The 19,301-nt window shown below is 32.8% G+C and carries 23 protein-coding genes; 8 read left to right on the top strand and 15 right to left on the bottom strand.

Annotated elements, in window-relative coordinates; all coding sequences use genetic code 11:
• Window positions 1-51 precede the first annotated feature (51 nt).
• The 4 genes from accD to fba all read left to right on the top strand — a co-directional run bounded on the left by accD (window position 52) and on the right by fba (window position 3,643).
• Window positions 52-930 carry an acetyl-CoA carboxylase, carboxyltransferase subunit beta gene (gene accD, locus TX50_RS04185; protein WP_011132418.1) on the top strand — a complete coding sequence of 293 codons (879 nt, stop codon included), beginning with the start codon at window positions 52-54 and terminating at the stop codon, window positions 928-930.
• A 4-nt stretch (window positions 931-934) separates the two neighbouring features.
• Complete coding sequence (locus TX50_RS04180) at window positions 935-1,324, top strand: hypothetical protein (protein ID WP_011132417.1); 390 nt, start codon at window positions 935-937, stop codon at window positions 1,322-1,324.
• Window positions 1,324-2,427, top strand: coding sequence for a Gfo/Idh/MocA family protein (locus TX50_RS04175; protein WP_011132416.1), 1,104 nt, complete (start codon window positions 1,324-1,326; stop codon window positions 2,425-2,427). Before TX50_RS04180 ends, TX50_RS04175 begins: the two co-directional genes overlap by 1 nt.
• A 142-nt stretch (window positions 2,428-2,569) precedes the next feature.
• Window positions 2,570-3,643: a class II fructose-bisphosphate aldolase gene (fba, locus tag TX50_RS04170; protein ID WP_011132415.1), complete on the top strand. Its 1,074-nt coding sequence runs from the start codon at window positions 2,570-2,572 to the stop codon at window positions 3,641-3,643.
• A 50-nt stretch (window positions 3,644-3,693) separates the two neighbouring features.
• Here fba and purQ read toward each other — a convergent pair whose 3' ends face one another.
• The 5 genes from purQ to TX50_RS04150 all read right to left on the bottom strand — a co-directional run bounded on the left by purQ (window position 3,694) and on the right by TX50_RS04150 (window position 6,512).
• Window positions 3,694-4,359, bottom strand: a complete 666-nt coding sequence (purQ, locus tag TX50_RS04165; RefSeq protein ID WP_011132414.1) for a phosphoribosylformylglycinamidine synthase subunit PurQ — start codon at window positions 4,357-4,359, stop codon at window positions 3,694-3,696.
• Window positions 4,360-4,611, bottom strand: a complete 252-nt coding sequence (gene purS / locus TX50_RS04160) for a phosphoribosylformylglycinamidine synthase subunit PurS (RefSeq protein ID WP_011132413.1) — start codon at window positions 4,609-4,611, stop codon at window positions 4,360-4,362.
• A 101-nt stretch (window positions 4,612-4,712) separates the two neighbouring features.
• A complete protein-coding gene (locus TX50_RS09645; protein ID WP_173027978.1) occupies window positions 4,713-4,880 on the bottom strand; it encodes a hypothetical protein in 168 nt (55 codons plus the stop codon).
• Window positions 4,881-4,934: 54 nt separating this feature from the next.
• The gene (locus TX50_RS04155; RefSeq protein WP_011132412.1) at window positions 4,935-5,990 is read right to left on the bottom strand and encodes a GTP-binding protein; all 1,056 of its coding nucleotides are present in this window, start codon (window positions 5,988-5,990) and stop codon (window positions 4,935-4,937) included.
• A gap of 9 nt (window positions 5,991-5,999) precedes the next feature.
• On the bottom strand, window positions 6,000-6,512 hold the full coding sequence (locus TX50_RS04150) for a pentapeptide repeat-containing protein (protein ID WP_011132411.1): 513 nt from the start codon (window positions 6,510-6,512) through the stop codon (window positions 6,000-6,002).
• A 62-nt stretch (window positions 6,513-6,574) separates the two neighbouring features.
• Between TX50_RS04150 and TX50_RS04145 the strand changes: the two genes are divergently transcribed.
• The 3 genes from TX50_RS04145 to ilvD are packed head-to-tail and all read left to right on the top strand — an operon-like array spanning window position 6,575 to window position 9,215.
• A complete protein-coding gene (locus tag TX50_RS04145; protein WP_011132410.1) occupies window positions 6,575-7,192 on the top strand; it encodes a uracil phosphoribosyltransferase in 618 nt (205 codons plus the stop codon).
• A 29-nt stretch (window positions 7,193-7,221) separates the two neighbouring features.
• Window positions 7,222-7,512 (top strand): membrane protein, encoded by a 291-nt coding sequence (locus TX50_RS04140; protein ID WP_011132409.1) that lies wholly within the window; start codon window positions 7,222-7,224, stop codon window positions 7,510-7,512.
• A 23-nt stretch (window positions 7,513-7,535) separates the two neighbouring features.
• Window positions 7,536-9,215, top strand: a complete 1,680-nt coding sequence (gene ilvD, locus TX50_RS04135; RefSeq protein WP_011132408.1) for a dihydroxy-acid dehydratase — start codon at window positions 7,536-7,538, stop codon at window positions 9,213-9,215.
• A gap of 17 nt (window positions 9,216-9,232) precedes the next feature.
• Here the strand turns inward: ilvD and TX50_RS04130 are convergent, their stop codons facing one another.
• The 7 genes from TX50_RS04130 to glpX form a co-directional block, all read right to left on the bottom strand.
• The gene (locus TX50_RS04130) at window positions 9,233-9,619 is read right to left on the bottom strand and encodes a hypothetical protein (RefSeq protein WP_011132407.1); all 387 of its coding nucleotides are present in this window, start codon (window positions 9,617-9,619) and stop codon (window positions 9,233-9,235) included.
• Window positions 9,609-10,157, bottom strand: a complete 549-nt coding sequence (locus TX50_RS04125) for a CIA30 family protein (RefSeq protein WP_011132406.1) — start codon at window positions 10,155-10,157, stop codon at window positions 9,609-9,611. Before TX50_RS04125 ends, TX50_RS04130 begins: the two co-directional genes overlap by 11 nt.
• Window positions 10,158-10,187: 30 nt before the next feature.
• Window positions 10,188-10,925: a 6-phosphogluconolactonase gene (pgl, locus tag TX50_RS04120; RefSeq protein ID WP_011132405.1), complete on the bottom strand. Its 738-nt coding sequence runs from the start codon at window positions 10,923-10,925 to the stop codon at window positions 10,188-10,190.
• Window positions 10,913-12,331, bottom strand: a complete 1,419-nt coding sequence (gene gndA / locus TX50_RS04115) for an NADP-dependent phosphogluconate dehydrogenase (protein ID WP_011132404.1) — start codon at window positions 12,329-12,331, stop codon at window positions 10,913-10,915. The genes pgl and gndA overlap by 13 nt, the downstream gene beginning before the upstream one ends.
• 98 nt (window positions 12,332-12,429) lie before the next feature.
• Window positions 12,430-13,725, bottom strand: a complete 1,296-nt coding sequence (locus tag TX50_RS04110; RefSeq protein ID WP_011132403.1) for a glucose-1-phosphate adenylyltransferase — start codon at window positions 13,723-13,725, stop codon at window positions 12,430-12,432.
• A gap of 138 nt (window positions 13,726-13,863) precedes the next feature.
• Complete coding sequence (locus tag TX50_RS04105; protein WP_011132402.1) at window positions 13,864-15,165, bottom strand: glutamyl-tRNA reductase; 1,302 nt, start codon at window positions 15,163-15,165, stop codon at window positions 13,864-13,866.
• A 17-nt stretch (window positions 15,166-15,182) separates the two neighbouring features.
• The gene (gene glpX / locus TX50_RS04100) at window positions 15,183-16,184 is read right to left on the bottom strand and encodes a class II fructose-bisphosphatase (protein ID WP_011132401.1); all 1,002 of its coding nucleotides are present in this window, start codon (window positions 16,182-16,184) and stop codon (window positions 15,183-15,185) included.
• Between the two features lie 187 nt (window positions 16,185-16,371).
• Between glpX and rpe the strand changes: the two genes are divergently transcribed.
• Window positions 16,372-17,127 carry a ribulose-phosphate 3-epimerase gene (rpe, locus tag TX50_RS04095; RefSeq protein WP_011132400.1) on the top strand — a complete coding sequence of 252 codons (756 nt, stop codon included), beginning with the start codon at window positions 16,372-16,374 and terminating at the stop codon, window positions 17,125-17,127.
• Between the two features lie 10 nt (window positions 17,128-17,137).
• On the opposite strand, the gene ccsB is transcribed toward rpe, so the two are convergent.
• The 3 genes from ccsB to TX50_RS04080 all read right to left on the bottom strand — a co-directional run bounded on the left by ccsB (window position 17,138) and on the right by TX50_RS04080 (window position 19,296).
• Window positions 17,138-18,082, bottom strand: coding sequence for a c-type cytochrome biogenesis protein CcsB (gene ccsB, locus TX50_RS04090; protein ID WP_011132399.1), 945 nt, complete (start codon window positions 18,080-18,082; stop codon window positions 17,138-17,140).
• 112 nt (window positions 18,083-18,194) lie between these two features.
• The gene (gene lptB, locus TX50_RS04085; protein WP_011132398.1) at window positions 18,195-18,923 is read right to left on the bottom strand and encodes an LPS export ABC transporter ATP-binding protein; all 729 of its coding nucleotides are present in this window, start codon (window positions 18,921-18,923) and stop codon (window positions 18,195-18,197) included.
• Window positions 18,913-19,296, bottom strand: coding sequence for a DUF309 domain-containing protein (locus tag TX50_RS04080; RefSeq protein WP_011132397.1), 384 nt, complete (start codon window positions 19,294-19,296; stop codon window positions 18,913-18,915). The genes lptB and TX50_RS04080 overlap by 11 nt, the downstream gene beginning before the upstream one ends.
• Window positions 19,297-19,301 lie beyond the last annotated feature (5 nt).

Raw genomic sequence — 19,301 nt, 5'->3', positions numbered from 1 at the left:
CTTGATAAAAGGGCCTTATTTAGACTTAAATAGAAAAAAACAGAGGATATTGTGTCTTTAATCGACTGGTTTGCCGCAAGGAGAAAAGATCAATTTGTTGGGAAGGTATCTCAAGATCCTGAGGAAAGTGATGGTCTTTGGGTTAAATGTTCAGAATGTGGGCAAGTTGCTTATAGAAAAGATTTAATTTCAAATTTTAATGTGTGCAGTAATTGTGGCCATCATAATAGGATTAATAGCGATGAAAGAATAAATATAATTGCTGACAAAGATTCATTTAAAGAGTTTGATGAATCATTAAGTCCCACTGACCCATTAAAATTTAAGGATAGGAGATCTTATTCAGAACGAATAAAGGAGAGTCAACAGGGTACTGGTCTCAAAGATGGAGTAATAACTGGTTTATGCTCCGTTAATTCAATGCCTTTGGCCTTAGCAGTAATGGATTTTAGATTTATGGGGGGATCAATGGGATCCGTAGTAGGAGAAAAGATTACGAGAATTGTTGAAACAGCAACAATTAAAAACTATCCAATTTTAATTGTTTGTGCCTCTGGTGGAGCAAGAATGCAAGAAGGAATGTTAAGCCTTATGCAAATGGCAAAAATATCAGGCGCACTAAAAAAACATAGAGCTAAAAATCTTCTTTACATGCCTTTATTAACTCATCCAACTACAGGTGGAGTTACTGCTAGTTTTGCGATGTTAGGAGATCTAATATTGGCGGAGCCAAAAGCTCTTATTGGATTTGCGGGGAGAAGAGTAATAGAACAAACTTTAAGAGAAAAATTACCTGATAATTTTCAAACAGCAGAATATCTTTTAGAACATGGATTCGTTGATGTAATCGTAAATAGGAAGGAACTTAAAAGCACTTTGACAAAACTTTTAAAAATCCATGGTGTAAAAGAACTGGTTCAGACAAATTAAAAAAATGAATATTATTTTTAAATTTTTTTCTTTATGTTTTACCTTTTTAATTCTAATTTTAAATAACTCTGAATTTGCATATGGTATCGGTAATGTAGATTGGGTACTTTTAAAAGAAAATAATGATGGTAAGGAATGGATTGATATGGGAAGTATTAAGGAAATAAATGCTGGAGAAATAACAGTTTTAACAAAGTTCCTTAAAAATCCTAAAGAACCAAGCGATAAAGAAGAATTATCTCTTTATGTTATGAGAATTAATTGTAATGATAAAACATATAAAGATACTTCAATTAATGGCATCCCACAGTTCGGTTCAAAGTGGCAAACTTCAAATAATGATGAGCTTATTGATGTTGTTATTGAAAAAGGTTGTTCTGAAAAAATAGATTAATGACTAACATTAATATTTCACGAAAATTAAGAATCGCAATTGCTGGCTTAGGATTTGGAAAAAAAATTCATTTAGAAGCTTTAAAAGAATCAGATTACTTAATTCCAACTACAATTTATCACTATAAAAAAGAAAAAGGACCATCATTAGAGAAAGAAACCGGTTTAAATTTTTATCATGATTGGGGAAAATTAGTTAAATCTAAAGATATCGACGGTATAATAATTGCTACATCTCCTGAATCAAGATTTAAATTAGCAAAGGAAGCACTAGAGAATAATAAACATCTCTTATTAGAAAAACCTGTTGCCTTAACTTCCGAAGAAATTGAAGAACTCCAAAGAATATCCTTAATTAATAATTTGAGTGTTTGCGTAGATTTTGAATATAGAGCAGTACCTCTTTTTCTACAAACCAAGAAAATAATTGATGAGAATATTTTAGGTAAAATTTATTTAATTAAACTTGATTGGTTAATGGGCAGCAGATCTGATCCCAAGAGAGCATGGAACTGGTATTCATTAAGAGAAAAAGGGGGAGGAGTAATTGGAGCTTTGGGAACTCATGCATTCGATATGTTGAACTGGTTTTTTGGAGAATCGATAAAAGTATCTGGAAAAATATCAACATCAATTAATGAAAGATCATTGTCTAATTCCTCCAAGATATTGGAAGTAACAAGTGAAGATATTTGTATAGCTAACCTTGAAATAACTAATTACGATAGCGCTCTCATACCATGTCAGGTTTCATTATCCTCGATTTCAAAAAATGGAAGAGGATTTAGTTTGGAAGTGTACGGAAGTGAAGGTTCACTTTTCCTAAGCAGTGAGAATCAAAAAGATTACGTACATGGTTTTAATTTAAAATTTTCAAACAAAGAGGATAAAACATATAATTTGCCTGCGGATCCTCTCTACAATTTTGAAAAAACCTGGTCTGATGGAAGAATTGCACCTGTTAAGAGAATTCACAATTTATGGGCTGAGAGTATCAATAATCAAACACCTGTAATCCCTGGATTGTCTGAGGGACTTACTAGTCAAAGAGTTTGTGAAGCAATAAGAAGATCCTCTGAGAGTGGTATTTCTATAAAAATTTAGCTAAATAAATTGCTGAGTAACAATTATTACTCGATTTTTTAGTGATTTGTATATCTAATGACGTGACATTTGATCCCTCTATATATTAAAATCTCGGAACATATTGCTTATTTTTTCTTAAGCATCTAATTAATTTTTAATTATGGCCCTCGTTCCACTGAGACTACTTTTAGATCACGCAGCCGAGAATCGTTACGGTATACCAGCTTTTAATGTCAATAATCTTGAACAGGTTCAAGCGATCATGGAGGCTGCTTACGAAACTGATAGCCCTGTAATTCTTCAAGCTTCAAGAGGAGCAAGAAATTATGCTGGAGAAATTTTCCTTCGTCACCTGATCCTTGCTGCAACAGAAACTTATCCAAATATTCCAGTTGTAATGCATCAAGATCATGGTAATGAGCCATCAACTTGTTATTCAGCAGCTATTAATGGTTTTACCTCAGTAATGATGGACGGATCTTTAGAGGCAGATGCAAAAACACCCGCAAGTTATGAATATAATGTTGCCGTAACAAAAAAAGTAGTAGACTTCGCACATTCAGTGGGAGTTAGTGTTGAGGGAGAATTAGGTTGCTTAGGATCCTTAGAGACAGGGAAAGGTGAAGCTGAAGATGGTCATGGATTCGAAGGTGAACTTTCAACAGATATGCTTTTAACTGATCCTGAAGAAGCTGCAGACTTTGTAGCGAAAACAAAAGTTGATGCTTTAGCCATAGCAATAGGAACAAGTCATGGTGCATATAAATTCACAAGAAAGCCAACAGGAGAGGTTCTTGCGATAAGCAGAATTGCTGAGATCCATAAAGCTCTACCAAATACTCACCTTGTAATGCATGGATCTAGTTCGGTTCCTCAAGAATGGTTAGATATAATTAACAAATATGGTGGGGAAATTCCACAGACATACGGTGTACCTGTAGAAGAAATTCAAGAGGGCATCAGAAACGGGGTAAGGAAAGTTAATATCGATACTGATAATAGACTTGCATTTACAGCCGCAGTTAGAGAAGCTGCTTTTGCAGACACAGCAAACTTCGATCCAAGACATTTCAATAAACCTGCCAGAAAATACATGAAGCAAGTTTGTCTTGATAGATATAAGCAATTCTGGTGCGAAGGTCAAGCAAGTAAGATCAAACAAAGCAGCACAAATTATTACGCTGATCTTTATGCGAAAGGAAACTTAGATCCAAAAGTAAAAGCAGCAGTTTAATATTTAAGAAAAGTCTAAATAAAAAAGACCTCAACATTTGAGGTCTTTTTTTATTGTGTAATTAATGACCTCAAAGTATAGAGACCATCTATTCCACCAATAGATTCATCACAAGCTCGCTCAGGATGAGGCATTAATCCTAAAACATTTCCTTTCTCATTAGTTATACCAGCTATATCAGAAGTTGACCCATTAGGATTAGTTTTGTATTTCAGTGCAATTAAATCATTATCAACAAGTCTTTTTAAAGTGTCTTGATCGCAATGATAACACCCTTCTCCATGCGCAATTGGTAATTTTATATTTTGATTTTCGTTTAACTTTTGAAACCAACCTCCTTTCGAAGTGATCACATTCAAGTCAACATCATCACATATGAAATTGAGATTTTTATTAGCAACAAGTGCTCCCGGAAGAAAACCTGATTCAGTTAAAATTTGAAACCCATTGCATATGCCTAATACACGTCTTCCGCTTTTAATAAAGTCATGTAAAGAATTTATTAATGGAGAGAATCTTGCTATTGCTCCACATCTTAAATAATCACCATAACTAAATCCTCCTGGCAAAACAATTGAATCAACATCATTCAAATCAGATGATTCATGCCATAAGAATTTTGTTTTAATGTCTAAACAACCTTCTAAAGCCCAGGAAACATCACGATCACAATTAGAACCAGGGAAAACGACAATACCAACCGTAAAACTAGCCATTTATAATTTATTTATTGAATACTCATAGTCTTCAATGACTGTATTAGCAAATAATCGATCACATAATAATTCAATTTTTTCTTTAATATCTTCTTCATTACTTTCGATTTTAACTTCAATCAATTTTCCTATTCTTAAAGATTTAATTCCTGCGACTCCAAGTTTGCTGGAAGCAGACTTTATTGCCTCTCCTGCTGGATCAAGAACGGAAGGTCTTAACCTTATAAAAACTTTAACTTCAAATTGATCCAATTAAAAAATTATTTCTAATAGAAGAATAGTTTAAAATTTAATAAAAAAGTACTCTTAATTAATAAACAAATATTTTTATCATTAAAAACAAAAAAATTTAATTAAACGTTTACATAACCCTTACCAAAACATTCTAAACAAGTTCTTCTTGAGTTTTCAGGAGTTTTAAAATTACCTGACCCAGCACATTTAGAACAAATAACTTTAAAACAAGGAATTGAATCTTCAGTAAGGATACTAGGTTTAAAAGCAATTTTTGAATCTTCCATTTTCAATTTAGAAATCAGGGAAATTTTTCCAGAAACTACTATAAAATTAAATGCCTATTTTAGGACGTTTAAAACCTTAAATTTCTCTTTAATTTTTTTTATAAATTTATTAATCGATTCACTATCAAAGGAAATTATGACTAATTCAAGTCCACCACTATCAATTGGCCTCCAACAATTAAGAGGTGCTTCTTCATACCAAGTATTTATTTTTTTTCCAACTATTTGTATTTGCAAAGGCAATGATTTTTTTGGAATCCATATACGTCCTTTTATTCGAAGAATATCAATTTCACTTAAAACGTTTGCTATCTCTTTCTCAAATTCTTTTTTGTCAAGAAAATAATTTAACTTTACTGAATCAGAGACAAGTTCAACATGATTATGATCATGTTCTTCAGAAATAAATTTTTTATAATTATTCTTTTTTAAATCAATATCAAATATATACTTTAAATCAATTTTGCCATTAAGAGACTTAAGAATGGGAACAGTTGAATTAAACTTTTCTTTGATTAAATTTTTGATAGATTTAAATTCTTTTTCATTTAAAACATCTGCTCTAGATATTAGAACGATATCAGAAACCTCTAACTGTTCTTCAAAGAGTTCGTCAATGGATGCATTATGGTCAATCTTATTTAACTCATCGTACTGATTAGTTATTTCATTTAAATCATTTATTGGAGAGCCCTTAAGCATTGACTCTCCATTGACTATGCCAATCACGACATCAAGATATATTGATGTCCTTATCTCAGGCCAATTGAGTGCTTGTATCAATGGTAAGGGTAAGGCAAGTCCACTCGTCTCAATGATTATTGCTTCTATGTCAGGATTAAAATTTAAAAGTGATTTTATCGAGGGAATAAAATCATCTTGAACGGTGCAACATAAACAACCATTATTTAATTCAATAATACAGCCTTCATCTGAATCATCACAACCATTACAGCTTTTAACCAAGTCTCCATCAATCCCAACATCACCAAATTCGTTTATTATTAACCCAAATTTTTTATTACTCTCTCTAAGTAAATATCTTAAAAAAGTAGTCTTACCAGACCCAAGAAATCCAGAAATTACAATTACAGGTATTCTTTTATTCATATTTGTTTTTTAACAACCAAGACTATATTCTGTACTTTCTCCTGTCGAACTATTAGTACCATTTGCTATTTCACATAATTCTTTTTGTTGTATACGGCTAAGAACTGCATTCGTAAAATCTGCACCATCAATCTTGGCCCCTTCAAAATTACTTTCCATTAATAAAGCATTTGTGAAATTCACATCTGAAAGATCTGCGTCTGTAAAATCTGTTGCATATGCTAAAGCGTCACTAAGGTTAGCTCCAGTCATAGTTGCGTTTTGCAATTTACTATTATTAAAAACTGCGCCCTCCAAGTTACTTTGACTAAAATCAAATCCATTTAAATTGAACTTTACAAATTCATTACCACTAAGATCTTGACCATGCATATCTTCCTCTAAATCAAGGTCTTGCTGGTTTCTTATTTCTGGAGGTCGTTTAGCCCAAGCAGAGTTTACAAAATTAAAAAATAGGATTCCAATAAAAAATATAGTTATTAAAGCATTTTTGAGGGAAGGGAAATTAATTGATTTAATCATAATAAAAATGTATTTTAGATCTAGGGTTTTAAAGTTTGTATCACCATCTTAAAGGAAAATATATGGCAATGTCACTAAAGGTTATTGTTCCTCCTCATCCATTAATAAAACATTGGCTTTCAATTTTAAGAGAGAAAAATACTCCTAATATTTTATATTCAACTGGCTATGAACAATTAGGAAAATGGCTAACTTATGAAGCGTTAAGAGATTGGCTTCCATATAAAAAAGAGTCGATAAAAACAGATCATGGAGAGGCAGAAGGTGTTTTTATAAATAATGATTATCCAATAAAAGTAATAGCAATAATGCCTGAAGGATTATCCCTATGGTACGGAGCAAAAGAAGTGATCCCAAATTCAACTCTTTTGTTAGGAGAATTACCAACAAAAATCGAAGATAATATTGGTGTTATGGTTTATTCAGATCAAATAAAGATGAAATCAAATCCAATTGAAACTCTTATTAAGTTAAAAAGATTAGGGGTTGAATCTAATAGGATTTTATTAATATCATCCATTTGCAGCAATAAAGGTCTAAATGAAATTGCAAAGGTATTTCCTCAACAAGTTATATATACATCTTGTATTGATGAAGAAGACGAAAATTCAAATTTGTTGAAGCCCGGAATTGGAAACCCTTTATTGCGTTTGAGTACTATATTTTCAGATAAGAACTAAGATATAATATAAATAGAAATTAATTACCAATGTCTGAATATAGAGATTCGTCTTCAAATAATTTTTTATCTTTAATAAGTGGGGCTTTTATCGGAGCAGCAGGTTTGGCATGGTGGTTAATCTCCGAAGCAGATAAAAGAAAAGAAGAAAAGAAACAAAAAGCAATGATGTATTCATCAAGAATTCAAGATGGTTCAGAAGCTATTGACACTAACGAAAACATTAAAGACGTTGAAGGAGATAAATTAGAGCAAAAAGTTGAAGAGCTTAATTCTGCAATTGCTGATGTAAGGAGGCAACTTGAGGAATTAGGACAATAGAATAATAGAGGTTCTCAAATCATATGAATAAATTAAGATCATCTGCAATAACTCAAGGTGTCCAAAGATCTCCTAACAGATCAATGTTAAGAGCTGTTGGTTTTAGTGATGAAGATTTTACTAAACCTATAATTGGAGTTGCTAACGGATTTAGTACTATCACACCATGCAATATGGGTCTAAACAAGTTAGCTCTAAAAGCTGAAGAATCAATAAGAGAAGCAGGAGGTATGCCTCAGATGTTCGGAACCATCACCGTAAGTGATGGAATCTCTATGGGAACAGAGGGAATGAAATATTCCCTAGTTTCAAGAGAGGTTATAGCTGATTCAATCGAAACAGCATGCAATGCGCAAAGTATGGATGGGGTTTTAGCTATTGGAGGTTGTGATAAAAATATGCCAGGAGCAATGATTGCAATTGCAAGAATGAATATCCCATCCATATTTATTTATGGAGGAACAATAAAACCTGGTAAATTAAATGGTGAAGATCTTACAGTTGTCAGTGCATTTGAAGCTGTTGGGCAATTAACTTCTGGGAAAATAAATGAGAAGAGATTAATTGAAGTTGAAAAAAATTGTATCCCAGGAGCTGGAAGTTGTGGAGGAATGTTTACAGCTAACACTATGTCTGCTGTTATAGAAGTCTTGGGTTTAAGTCTTCCATATAGTTCAACAATGGCAGCTGAAGATTACGAAAAGGAAGTTAGCGCTGAAAAAAGTGCTGAAATATTAGTTGATGCAATTAGAAAAGATATTAGACCTTTAACTCTCATGACTAAAGAATCATTTGAGAATGCAATAACTGTCATTATGGCTATTGGAGGTTCAACTAATGCCGTTCTCCATATATTAGCAATAGCAAATACAGCAGGTATAGATATCAATATTGATGATTTCGAAAGAATAAGACAAAAAGTACCTGTAATTTGCGACTTAAAACCCAGCGGTAAATACGTAACAGTCGATCTTCATAAAGCAGGTGGAATTCCACAAGTTATGAAAATACTTCTAAACACAGGTTTGATACATGGTAATTGTAGAAACATAGAGGGTAAAACAGTAGTTGAATCCTTAAAAGATATTCCAGTTAAACCTCCAGAGAATCAGGATGTCATTCGAGATATTGATAATCCACTTTATAAAAAAGGTCACTTAGCGATTCTAAAAGGGAACTTAGCCTCGGAAGGTTGTGTAGCCAAAATTAGTGGAATAAAGAATCCTGTATTAAAAGGACCTGCTCGCATCTTTGAGAGTGAGGAGGATTGTCTCAAATCAATTTTGAATAATGATATTAAAGCTGGTAATGTTGTTGTTATAAGAAATGAAGGTCCTGTGGGCGGACCAGGGATGAGAGAAATGTTGGCACCAACATCCGCAATTGTTGGGCAAGGACTTGGAGAAAAAGTAGCGCTAATAACTGATGGTAGATTTAGTGGAGGCACCTATGGCCTAGTTGTTGGCCACATTGCACCAGAGGCAGCAGTTGGAGGAAATATAGCGTTAATAAAAGAAGGCGATTTAATAACTGTTGATGCTACAAACCAATTAATCGAAGTTGAACTATCTGATGAGGAATTAGAAATGAGAAGAATTAACTGGGAAAAGCCTAGTAAAAAATATAAAAAAGGAGTTCTTTCTAAATATTCAAGAATTGTTAGCACCTCAAGCCTAGGAGCCGTTACAGATTTGGAAGAATAATCTCCTAATAAACTGTTCTAAGTAATAAAATTTTTTATCCTCGTAGCAAGGTTCTCCAATCTTGAACTATATTTTGGTGGAGAGCATTTTTTGCCATCTCTACTATTCATCCATATTGTTTTTACACCACTCCATAAAATAGGTTCATCAGGAAAGTTCAGCTTCGAAATAACTAAAACTAATTCACTATTTGATTTAAAAAGTTCCAACTCAAGATCATAAATATCCAATCTTTTCCCTTCATTATCTCTACATAAAATATTTAAAGTTAAATCAATATCCTCATTATCTCTTTCATATTCCCCATTAATCTTTACGACTGAGTGCAGAAAAGGTTTATTTGTTAAATCTGCAGACTTAGCAATTAAAGTATTAAATTTTTCAGCAAAATCTTCAAAAAACACTGATTGATTTTATTAAAATTTTTATTGGACCCGATTTGAATCCATCATTAAGTAGACCATTATCTCCAAATTTTGAATGCAGCAGTTGTAATCTCTTAATTTTTGATGGTTTAAATTTGAAAGGGAAACGGACCTTATTAGCTCTTACTGATGGATTAAGAGAATTAAAAGGAATTTCTATCTTAGTTGTTCCAAATTTTTTAGTAGGAAATGATTTTATCCATCTCAGACCACCAGGAATAAATTCTGTCAGGCCAAGGATGTCATCTTCGCATGCGACTGCAAATTTGAAGGTTCTACCTTGACCATCTATTTTTAATTCAAAAGATTGATACTCGTTAATATCTAATGAAGGTTTATATATCGATGATCTACAACTAACAAAGCCTCCAGCTTTCTCTATGATATTTCCCTTTAATAGCAACCCAGAATTTGTATTTTCGCAATAAGCTGAACTTGAACCACCCATAACAGTGTCGTTTAAGGTTTTCCATCCTTCAAACTCTTTTTTCTGGAATAAAACTTTTTTATTACTCATTAATTAGTTTAGAACTAGTATAGACTCTACCTAAATTGATAATTCTTTTGAAGATTCTTCATCGCAAAATATTGATATCTGGTCACTTGATTTAATTAATTTAGAAGGAGTCCTTTCTGGGGACTCATTTTTATCCAATAGTCTCTTAAGTGCTAATTGTTTAGAAGCCCCACTAACTAAAAATATAATCTTTGAAGAAGCAGATAGTACTTTAGGAGTTAGAGAAATTCTTTTAAGACCTTTTCCCTCATTAAAAATTACAAAATCATCAGCATTATTATTTTTCTGATATGGAAATAGCGAAGCGGTATGACCATCATCACCAAGGCCTAATAAAGTTAAATCAAAAGATGGAGGTTTACCATTACATTTTTCATTTAATTTAGAAATTAATAAATTTTTTGAGATATTATCGTCAACTTTTTTATCACTAAAAATCTCATAAAAGAAGGCTTTAGAACCATATTTAGTTAGCAAGGAATTTTTTAACATCAGAGAGTTACTTAATTCAGATTTTGGATCAACACACCTCTCATCACCTAAAAAAATATCAACTTTCTCCCATTCAATATCTCTTTCTGATAGTAATTGATAAACAGATTTAGGGGTTGAACCACCACTTACACAAAATTGAAATCTATCTTTAATTTTTAACGTTTGAACAATTTGATTTTCTATAAAATTAGAGACATTAGATGAGAGTTCAAGTTTATCTTTATATATGTAAAGTTTGTATCCACCATAAGATTGTTCAATCATTTCATCCATTCAGTATGAAAACTTCCTTCCTTGTCAACTCTTTCGTAAGTATGTGAACCAAAACAATCTCTCATGGCTTGAACTAAATTCTGAGGAAGTCTGTTTGTTCTGTAACTATTTAAATAATCTAAAGTACTTGATAAACAAGGCACTGGAATACCAGCCTTAGTTGAAGAAGAAACGACACTTGCTAAATTATCAATTCTTGTAGAAATTTCGTTGTTGAACCAATCATCAAAAATTAGATTCTTCAAATTTGGATCTTTTTGATATGCATCTTGAATCTTTTTTAATAATTTTGATCTAATAATGCAACCACCTTTCCATATTTGAGCAATAGATGGCATATTTAGCTCATAATTATAAACTGATGAAGCTTCACTTAATATATCCATCCCTTGAGCGTAACTAGCAATAGTAGCAAGAACGACTGCATCAAACAAAGGTTTCATACCATTAGAAATTTCTCCTAAATCAAAATCTTCAATAGCTTCCATCGGAATTGTTTTCTCGATTTCACTACGTTGAACCTTAAGGGAACTCATAACCCTTGCATTTAATGAAGCATAAATAGTGGGAACTGATATACCAAGTTCTAAGGCACTAACAACAGTCCACAATCCAGTACCTTTTTGGCCAGCTTTATCCAATATTTTTTCCACAACATCTTCGCCTGTTAGTTCATCTTTGGTGTTTAAACATATTTGCGTTATTTCTACAAGATAAGATGCCAATTCATCAGTATTATTCCAAAGACCAAAAACCTCAGCCATTTGTGATCCATTCATATTTTTGACTCTTTTCATAAGGTCATAAGCTTCTGCAAGAATTTGCTCAATGCCATATTCAATACCATTATGAACAGTTTTAACGAAGTGGCCTGAACCACCGGGTCCAACATAAGCTACACAAGGACCGTCTTCTACTTTCGCAGCCATTTTAGTCAATAAACTTTCTATAGCGTCATAAGAGGCTTTAGTTCCGCCAGGCATCATGCTTGGCCCCTCCAAGGCTCCTTTAGCCCCTCCAGAGACACCCATTCCTATATATCCAAAGCTTTTACTTTCAAGAGTCGCAACTCGTCTTTCAGTATCTTTAAACTGAGAATTACCTCCATCAATTAATAAATCGCCTTCTTCAAGATATTCAGAAATATTATCAATAACAGCATCTGTAGCTGCCCCGGCTTTAACCATCATTAAAATTCTTCTTGGTCTTTCAAGCTTATTCACAAATTCTTGAAGTGTTTTAGCTCCTTCTACATTCTTTCCTAAACCTCTACCTTCTAAGAATTCTTGAGTTTTTGAATAGGTTCTATTAAAAACTACACTAGAAAATCCGTTCCTTTCTGCATTAAGAACTAAATTCTCCCCCATAACTCCAAGACCGATTAAACCAAAATGTGCCTTGGGCATAAAAATTAAAAAACGCAATAAATATATATTGCATGCAACTTAGAGAAATTGCTTAAAAAACATTACTTATGTCAGCGAAAAATGATCGAAAAACTAAATTAAATAATTGTTCCGTTAGCAATAGTTGCATTTTTAACTACAACAACAATTCCATTTCTAATATAAAATCCTACATCTGGTTTATCTGCTTCTTCTACTCTATCCTTATTTACTATCACCACATTATCTCCAATTCTTGCATTCTTATCAAGAATTGCCCTTTTTATAGTTGAACCTTCTCCTACTCCAAGAGGCGTACCACCACCTTTTCTTAATTCAATCCTCTCTTCTAGCGATTCAAAAAAATCAGATCCCATTACAAGAGTATCTTCAATAACAGAATCACTTTCAATTCTACTTCTCACCCCTAAGACACAATGCAAGATGCTACAAGATTTCAAAATAGTTCCTTCACAAACTATTGAATCAGTAATTTGAGCATCTACAAGTTTTGATGGAGGAAGATATCTAGGCCTAGTATATATAGGAAATTTTTCATCATAAAAACTAAACGGAGGTTTTGGTTGTTGTGTTAATGCTAAGTTTGATTCAAAAAATGCTCCTATAGTTCCTATATCTTCCCAATAATCATCAAAAACATAACTCTTTAATGTATCCCCTCTACTTAATGCCTCAGGGATTATATCTTTACCAAAATCTGTATAACTAGGGAACTTATTTAAGAGATCAAAAAGTGTCTTTCTACTGAAAACATAAATGCCCATAGAGGCAAGATACGGTTTCTCTGATGCCGATTCCTTGGTTAAACCGAACTTAGAGGTATCAACCGCCATTGATTTTAATTTCTCACCAGTTGGCTTTTCACTAAATTCTTTAATATTACCCAAATCATCTGTTCTCATAAGCCCAAAACCTTCAGCCTGAGATTCATCAACAGGTAAGGCAGCTACTGTTAAATCAGCTTTATTATCTCTATGGTGTTGAACAAATAAACTATAGTCCATTCTATAGAGCTGATCACCCGACAATATTAAATATTCGTCCACATCCCACTCTTGAAACAACCATTGATATTTTCTTACTGCATCAGCAGTACCTTCAAACCACTTTGGACTATCAGGAGTTTGCTGAGCAGCTAGTACCTCCACAAATCCTTGCCCAAAAGGAGCACTTAAATTGTAGGTTCTCCCAATATGTCTGTTAAGAGAAGCACTATTAAACTGAGTTAAAACGTACATTTTATTAATCCCAGAATTAATACAATTACTAATTGGGATATCAATTAAACGATATTTACCTGCTAAAGGAACTGCAGGTTTAGCCCTCATTTTTGTTAAGGGATAAAGCCTAGAACCTTTTCCTCCTCCGAGGATGATTGCCAACACACGCTTCATTCAATTTAATGGAGGTATACTCAACTATTAAAATTAACTGATTATGTGCAAATTTAAAAATGGAAATGGCCACTTTACAAAGGTATTAAGAAAAATCTAATGAAAAACTTAATATAAAGTCAGTTATTTTTAAAAATTTTATTCATCATCTACCAAAGAAAACAATTTTTCAACGATTTTTAATGATGCTTGTCTTTCATCTCTTGACTGAGGACTTCTCAATTTAGTGACTGGTGTGTGAAGAATCTTATTAATAATCCCTTTAGTTAAAGCCTCTACAACTTTCCTTTCTCGAGCAGAAAAATCAGGTCCCATTCTACTTAGTGCTTTTTGTAACTCTTCTTTTCTTATTAACTCCAAATCAGATCTTAATTTATTTATTACTGGAACTGCTTCCAAACTAGCCCACCACTCCAAAAAAATGATTCTTTCATCTTTAACTAAAGATTCAGCCTCTTTTGCTATTTTTTGTCTAAATTCTTGATTTCTAGAAACAACTTCTTCCAAGTCATCTACATCAAAAGACTCTATAAAAGCATGATGTTTAACATCATTTGATATATTTCTTGGAACACCTATATCAATAAATTTAAGTTTGTTATTTAAACTAATTTTTTCAACTCTTGCTAAATCAATAAAAGGTTTTTCAGAAGCAGTACTAGTAAAGACAAGAGAGGATAAAGATATATTTTTATCCAATTCATTTAAACTCTTGCAATTTATTTCAAGATCTGGGAAATCTCCTGCAAGATTAACGGCTCTTTCAATATTTCTATTTAAAAGAGTGAGCCTATTACATCCTTTGGATTTCAAATGAGTTATTAAAAGTCTACTCATCCTTCCAGCACCAACGACTAGAACTTTTTCAGATTTCAAACTAACGAGCCCATCAACACCATGATCCTGTCCAATTTTTAATTGAGCGAGTTCAACAGCGGCTGAGCTAATTGATACAGCGCCAGTTCCTAAATTAGTTTCAGATCTAACTTTCTTCCCGGCACTAACTGATTGACTTAATAACCTATTAAGAATTGGACCGGTAGATTGATTCTCCTGACCTAATCTCATCATTTTTTTAACTTGCGAGAGTATTTGACCTTCGCCCAAAACGAGGCTATCTAATCCAGCTGAGACTTTCATTAAATGTAAAACAGCTTCTTCTTGTCTAAAATCAAAAAGATGAGGATTTAGGTCTTCAAAATTTACGCTCGAGTAATCTGTTAAAAATTCTTTAATAGATGAAATACCAATATTTATCTCTTTAACAAGAGCGTATATTTCTAACCTATTACAAGTACTTAAAATAGAAACTTCTAAAATATCAGAATTGATACTCAGAGTCTTTAATGATTCTGAAATCGATTGATCAGGAATACTTAACTTCTCACGCACTTCGACAGGTGCCGTGCGATGACTTAGTCCGACGACAACAATATGCATAAAATTAAATTGAAATATTAAAGGCTAATACTTTTAGCACCATCTTTCATGTGTATTGTATTTGTAAATCGACAAGTGCTATCCAATGTACTTATTACAAGGCTACTGGTTCTAGTACAGTCTTTTTCAAATTTGACTCCATCAAATAATAATCCATCAGTAATTCCACTTCCCGCAAAGATCACATTTTCTCCTGATGCAAGTTCATTGGCCTCATAGATTTTGTCAATATCAGTAATTCCCATTTCATTTAAACGTTTTATATTTCCTTCTTTTGTATAGTCAGCCCATTCAGAAGTTTGCGCAATTGCAGGGTCATAAACTAACTGTCCTTGAAAATGCCCCCCAAGAGCTCTCATTGCAGCGGCAGATATAACACCTTCTGGAGCTGCTCCAATACCCATTAAGCAATGAGTCCCTGTACCAGCAAATCCGCAAGCAATTGCAGCTTGAACGTCTCCATCAGAAATTGGTTGAATTTTTGCTCCACATTCTCGAATCTCCTTGATCAAACCTTTATGTCTTGCTCTATCCATAACTACTACAGTAAGTTCATCAATCGCTAGATCTAAGCAATTACTTAAAATTTTTAAATTCTCAGTAGCTGAATTCCTTATATCTACCTTTCCTTTTGCCGCTGGAGGTGCTGCCAATTTATTCATATAAAAATCAGGTGCATTGAAAAGCCCCCCAGTGTCGGAAGCAGCTAATACTGCCATGGATCCTCGTTGGTTGTTAGCACATAGATTAGTTCCTTCACAAGGGTCTACAGCAAAGTCAACGCCTGGACCGTTTCCACTACCTACCTCTTCCCCTATGTATAACATTGGTGCTTCGTCACGTTCACCTTCACCTATTACAATTTTTCCTTTCATCTCAATTTTCCCCATACGCAACCTCATTGCTTCAACAGCAGCTGCATCAGCTTCGTCTTTCTGACCTAAACCTGTAAGTTTTGCTGATGCGATTGCGGCTTGCTCGACTACTTCGAGAATTTCTTGAATTAAAGTTTGATTCACAATTAAATTTTAAAAGATTTTCTAAGAGGTTTAAAACATACTCTCATAAAAAATGCCTTTTTTATGAGAATTAATTTGCTTATTAGTTTTTTTTAACTCTTTGCAGGTGTTACTTTATCAGGCCGTGACTTGAAATTAGGAATAAGCAACCAAATATAGTATCTTTATTAAATATTTTAAAAATAAAATGCCCGAAACTAACTCTAAAAATTCTGTAGGTGTTAATCGACCAATTCAAATAATTCCTTCCGTACTACCAGCAGACTGGGCAAATATGGGGGCATGCGTTAAAGATCTTGAAGAAGCAGGTGTAGATCGTATTCAATTTGATGTCATGGATGGAAATTTTGTACCAAATCTTACATTTGGTCCTGAAATGATTGCTGCATGTAGAAAATATTGCGAAGTTCCTTTTGAGACTCAATTAATGGTAAGCCAATATAATTGTGAGACCATGCTTGAGGCATATGTAAAAGCTACCAAAGGTCCTAATGGAGAGCCTGGAGTTGTCATAGCTCATGCTGAAGCTAATGTTCACCTTCATAGAGTTCTTGGAAAGATAAGAGACCTTGGAGGATCACCATCGGTTGCATTAAATCCTCACACGCCATTTGAAATGATCGAAAACATTATGGATATGGTTGATCATGTCTTAGTAATGACCGTTAATCCAGGATTTGGTGGACAAGCTTACATCCCAACAATGTTAAATAAAATAAGAAAAATTAGAAACTTCGTAATTGAAAAGAATTTAAATGTAGATATTGAAGTTGATGGCGGAATAAAAGCAAATTGGACCATTTCGCAATGTGCAGAAGCTGGTGCTAATTGTTTTATTGCAGGAAGTGGGATGTTTGCTTATCCAACATTAAAAGAGGGTTGTGATGAATTAAGGTCAGTTGCTTTAGATGCGCAAAATGGAAAGATAATTTCAGAGCCTTAATAACTGGAATTTAAAACAAATTAAATATTCCAAATATCCAACCATAACTGTGCAAACCCACACCTAAGAAATTTACTCCTATGTAACATATTAATACGACAAAAAAGCCAGAAGTAGCAAGTAATGCTGGTCTTCTACCTTGCCAACCCCTACTTATTCTCATATGCAAATAGGCAGCATAAAATAACCAAGAAATGAAAGCCCAAGTCTCCTTAGGATCCCAACTCCACCAAGTTCCCCAAGCTTCATTAGCCCAGATAGCTCCAGTAATTAAGCCAAGAGTGAGAAGAACAAATCCTACTAATATAGATCGATAACTAAGAGTATCTAATTCCTCAGAATGAGAAAAATTTATAGGCTCAATGACATTGTTGGTCGAGTATGAATTAGATATTTTGAAACCGCCTACACCCATAGAACTACTTCTAAGTTGAAGAGGTTGACTATTATTGATAAAGAGTACAGAAGCTGATAGTAAAGAGCCCATGATAAGGGCGGCATAACTTAGCATGACTACGCTTACATGCATAACTAACCAACTTGATCTTAATGCTGGGACAAGATTAGATGATAGCTTTAAATCTTCAGGCAAAACAAAGCAAGCAAAAGCTATAGTTAAAAGTTCAATAGGTATTGCTATTGCCGGGATTATCGGAGTCGAGTATTCTTTCTCAATTAATAATTGACCTAAAGTTATGCCCCAAACTAAGAAATAAAGAGATTCATATAAATTACTTATTGGAAAATGTCCAGAGATTATCCATCTTGAGATAAGCTGTAAAGCTATAAAGAGATTAATTAAGATTGTAATTAGTCTCACATAAGAAGAGGATTTTTTATTAAATAACGATATTAGAGAAATAGGCAAATTAATTAATAAAAAATAAAAAATTAAAATGCCTATAAAAGATACTGGATCGTAAATAAAATTTTTGATAAAACCATCAAATATCATTAGTAAAATATAAAACTGTATAAGTTTACTTAATTATAAAATAATAAAAAAAAATAAAAAATTCATGATTTTATCAATTATTTTAATTTAAATTTATTTCTTAATTAAGTACTTAAAGCTGAAAATCAACCCCCAAATAAAACTTTTTCACTATTTGATTATTTGCAAGTTCATCAGATGATCCATGAGCAAGAATCTTTCCTTCACTTAAAACATATGATTTACTTGTAATTAACAAAGTCTCTCTTACATTATGATCTGTTATAAGAATTCCCATTCCATTATCCCTAAGTTTAATAATAAGTTTTTTTAAATCATTTACAGCTAAGGGGTCGATCCCTGCAAAAGGTTCATCCAAAAGTAAATATTTAGGTCCTTGTCTACCTACTGATAGAGCTCTTGCTATTTCACACCGTCTTCTCTCCCCTCCTGATAATTGATAACCATAATTATCAACAACTTTATTCAGATTAAATTCATTAATTATTTTTTCTCTCTTATTTCTTACTATTGCTCTACTAGAAAATGAATTTTCTAATGCTAAGTCAATATTTTCTTTAACTGTTAAATCTCTAAAGATACTTGCTTCTTGAGTTAAATATCCTAAACCAAGTTTTGCTCTAATAGGCAAAGGTAAATTTTTTATAGATTTGCTATTTATTAATATATCTCCCTTATCAGGTCTTAAATTGCCCACCGCAAGATTAAAAGTAGATGTTTTACCTGCACCATTTGGTCCCATTAAACCTACAATTTCGCCTGGGCAAACCTTTATTGAAACATCATTAACTATGGATTTTCCTTCAATAGTAAGAAAGACGTTTTTTATTTCAAAATTCATTTTGCTCTTTTATCAGTAGATAAGGTTTATCATTTTTAGTTAATTCCTCTTTATATTGAAGTTTTCTTAATAATTCATCAAGACATTTGCAAAAAGATACGAGATCTACTCCTAAATCAATATTAGTTCTGTTTTTTATCCTACCTAAGCCTTCACCCATTAAGATAGTCGCACCATTTAAATTCCCTTTACTTAAATGAAATTGAGAGACAGATACTTGGATTATTCCTTGTATTATTTGTCTCTCATCTCCTTCAAGAGTATTCCATATGTCCTCAAAGGCATCATGAGCTTCATACCATTTTTGATTATTAAAGAGATTTAAAGCATCAAAAAAAGCATCCTCAAAACTTTTAATATCTTCTTCTCTCATAATAT

It is taken from the genome of Prochlorococcus marinus subsp. pastoris str. CCMP1986, from assembly GCF_000011465.1.
GTDB classification, from domain to species: domain Bacteria; phylum Cyanobacteriota; class Cyanobacteriia; order PCC-6307; family Cyanobiaceae; genus Prochlorococcus_A; species Prochlorococcus_A pastoris.
This window is presented reverse-complemented; position numbering and strand designations above follow the sequence as displayed.

What these genes read in the sequence shown, in the direction of transcription:
- rpe (WP_011132400.1), top strand. Translation starts at nt 16,372, where the DNA reads ATGCCCGAAACTAACTCTAAAAATTCTGTAGGTGTTAATCGACCAATT.
- ilvD (WP_011132408.1), top strand. Translation starts at nt 7,536, where the DNA reads ATGAATAAATTAAGATCATCTGCAATAACTCAAGGTGTCCAAAGATCT.
- TX50_RS04110 (WP_011132403.1), bottom strand. Translation starts at nt 13,725, where the DNA reads ATGAAGCGTGTGTTGGCAATCATCCTCGGAGGAGGAAAAGGTTCTAGG.
- TX50_RS04140 (WP_011132409.1), top strand. Translation starts at nt 7,222, where the DNA reads ATGTCTGAATATAGAGATTCGTCTTCAAATAATTTTTTATCTTTAATA.
- purQ (WP_011132414.1), bottom strand. Translation starts at nt 4,359, where the DNA reads ATGGCTAGTTTTACGGTTGGTATTGTCGTTTTCCCTGGTTCTAATTGT.
- TX50_RS04125 (WP_011132406.1), bottom strand. Translation starts at nt 10,157, where the DNA reads ATGAGTAATAAAAAAGTTTTATTCCAGAAAAAAGAGTTTGAAGGATGG.
- TX50_RS04175 (WP_011132416.1), top strand. Translation starts at nt 1,324, where the DNA reads ATGACTAACATTAATATTTCACGAAAATTAAGAATCGCAATTGCTGGC.
- TX50_RS04105 (WP_011132402.1), bottom strand. Translation starts at nt 15,165, where the DNA reads ATGCATATTGTTGTCGTCGGACTAAGTCATCGCACGGCACCTGTCGAA.
- ccsB (WP_011132399.1), bottom strand. Translation starts at nt 18,082, where the DNA reads ATGATATTTGATGGTTTTATCAAAAATTTTATTTACGATCCAGTATCT.
- TX50_RS04150 (WP_011132411.1), bottom strand. Translation starts at nt 6,512, where the DNA reads ATGATTAAATCAATTAATTTCCCTTCCCTCAAAAATGCTTTAATAACT.
- gndA (WP_011132404.1), bottom strand. Translation starts at nt 12,331, where the DNA reads ATGCCCAAGGCACATTTTGGTTTAATCGGTCTTGGAGTTATGGGGGAG.
- TX50_RS09645 (WP_173027978.1), bottom strand. Translation starts at nt 4,880, where the DNA reads ATGGAAGATTCAAAAATTGCTTTTAAACCTAGTATCCTTACTGAAGAT.
- lptB (WP_011132398.1), bottom strand. Translation starts at nt 18,923, where the DNA reads ATGAATTTTGAAATAAAAAACGTCTTTCTTACTATTGAAGGAAAATCC.
- pgl (WP_011132405.1), bottom strand. Translation starts at nt 10,925, where the DNA reads ATGGATGAAATGATTGAACAATCTTATGGTGGATACAAACTTTACATA.
- TX50_RS04155 (WP_011132412.1), bottom strand. Translation starts at nt 5,990, where the DNA reads ATGAATAAAAGAATACCTGTAATTGTAATTTCTGGATTTCTTGGGTCT.
- TX50_RS04080 (WP_011132397.1), bottom strand. Translation starts at nt 19,296, where the DNA reads ATGAGAGAAGAAGATATTAAAAGTTTTGAGGATGCTTTTTTTGATGCT.
- fba (WP_011132415.1), top strand. Translation starts at nt 2,570, where the DNA reads ATGGCCCTCGTTCCACTGAGACTACTTTTAGATCACGCAGCCGAGAAT.
- TX50_RS04180 (WP_011132417.1), top strand. Translation starts at nt 935, where the DNA reads ATGAATATTATTTTTAAATTTTTTTCTTTATGTTTTACCTTTTTAATT.
- TX50_RS04145 (WP_011132410.1), top strand. Translation starts at nt 6,575, where the DNA reads ATGGCAATGTCACTAAAGGTTATTGTTCCTCCTCATCCATTAATAAAA.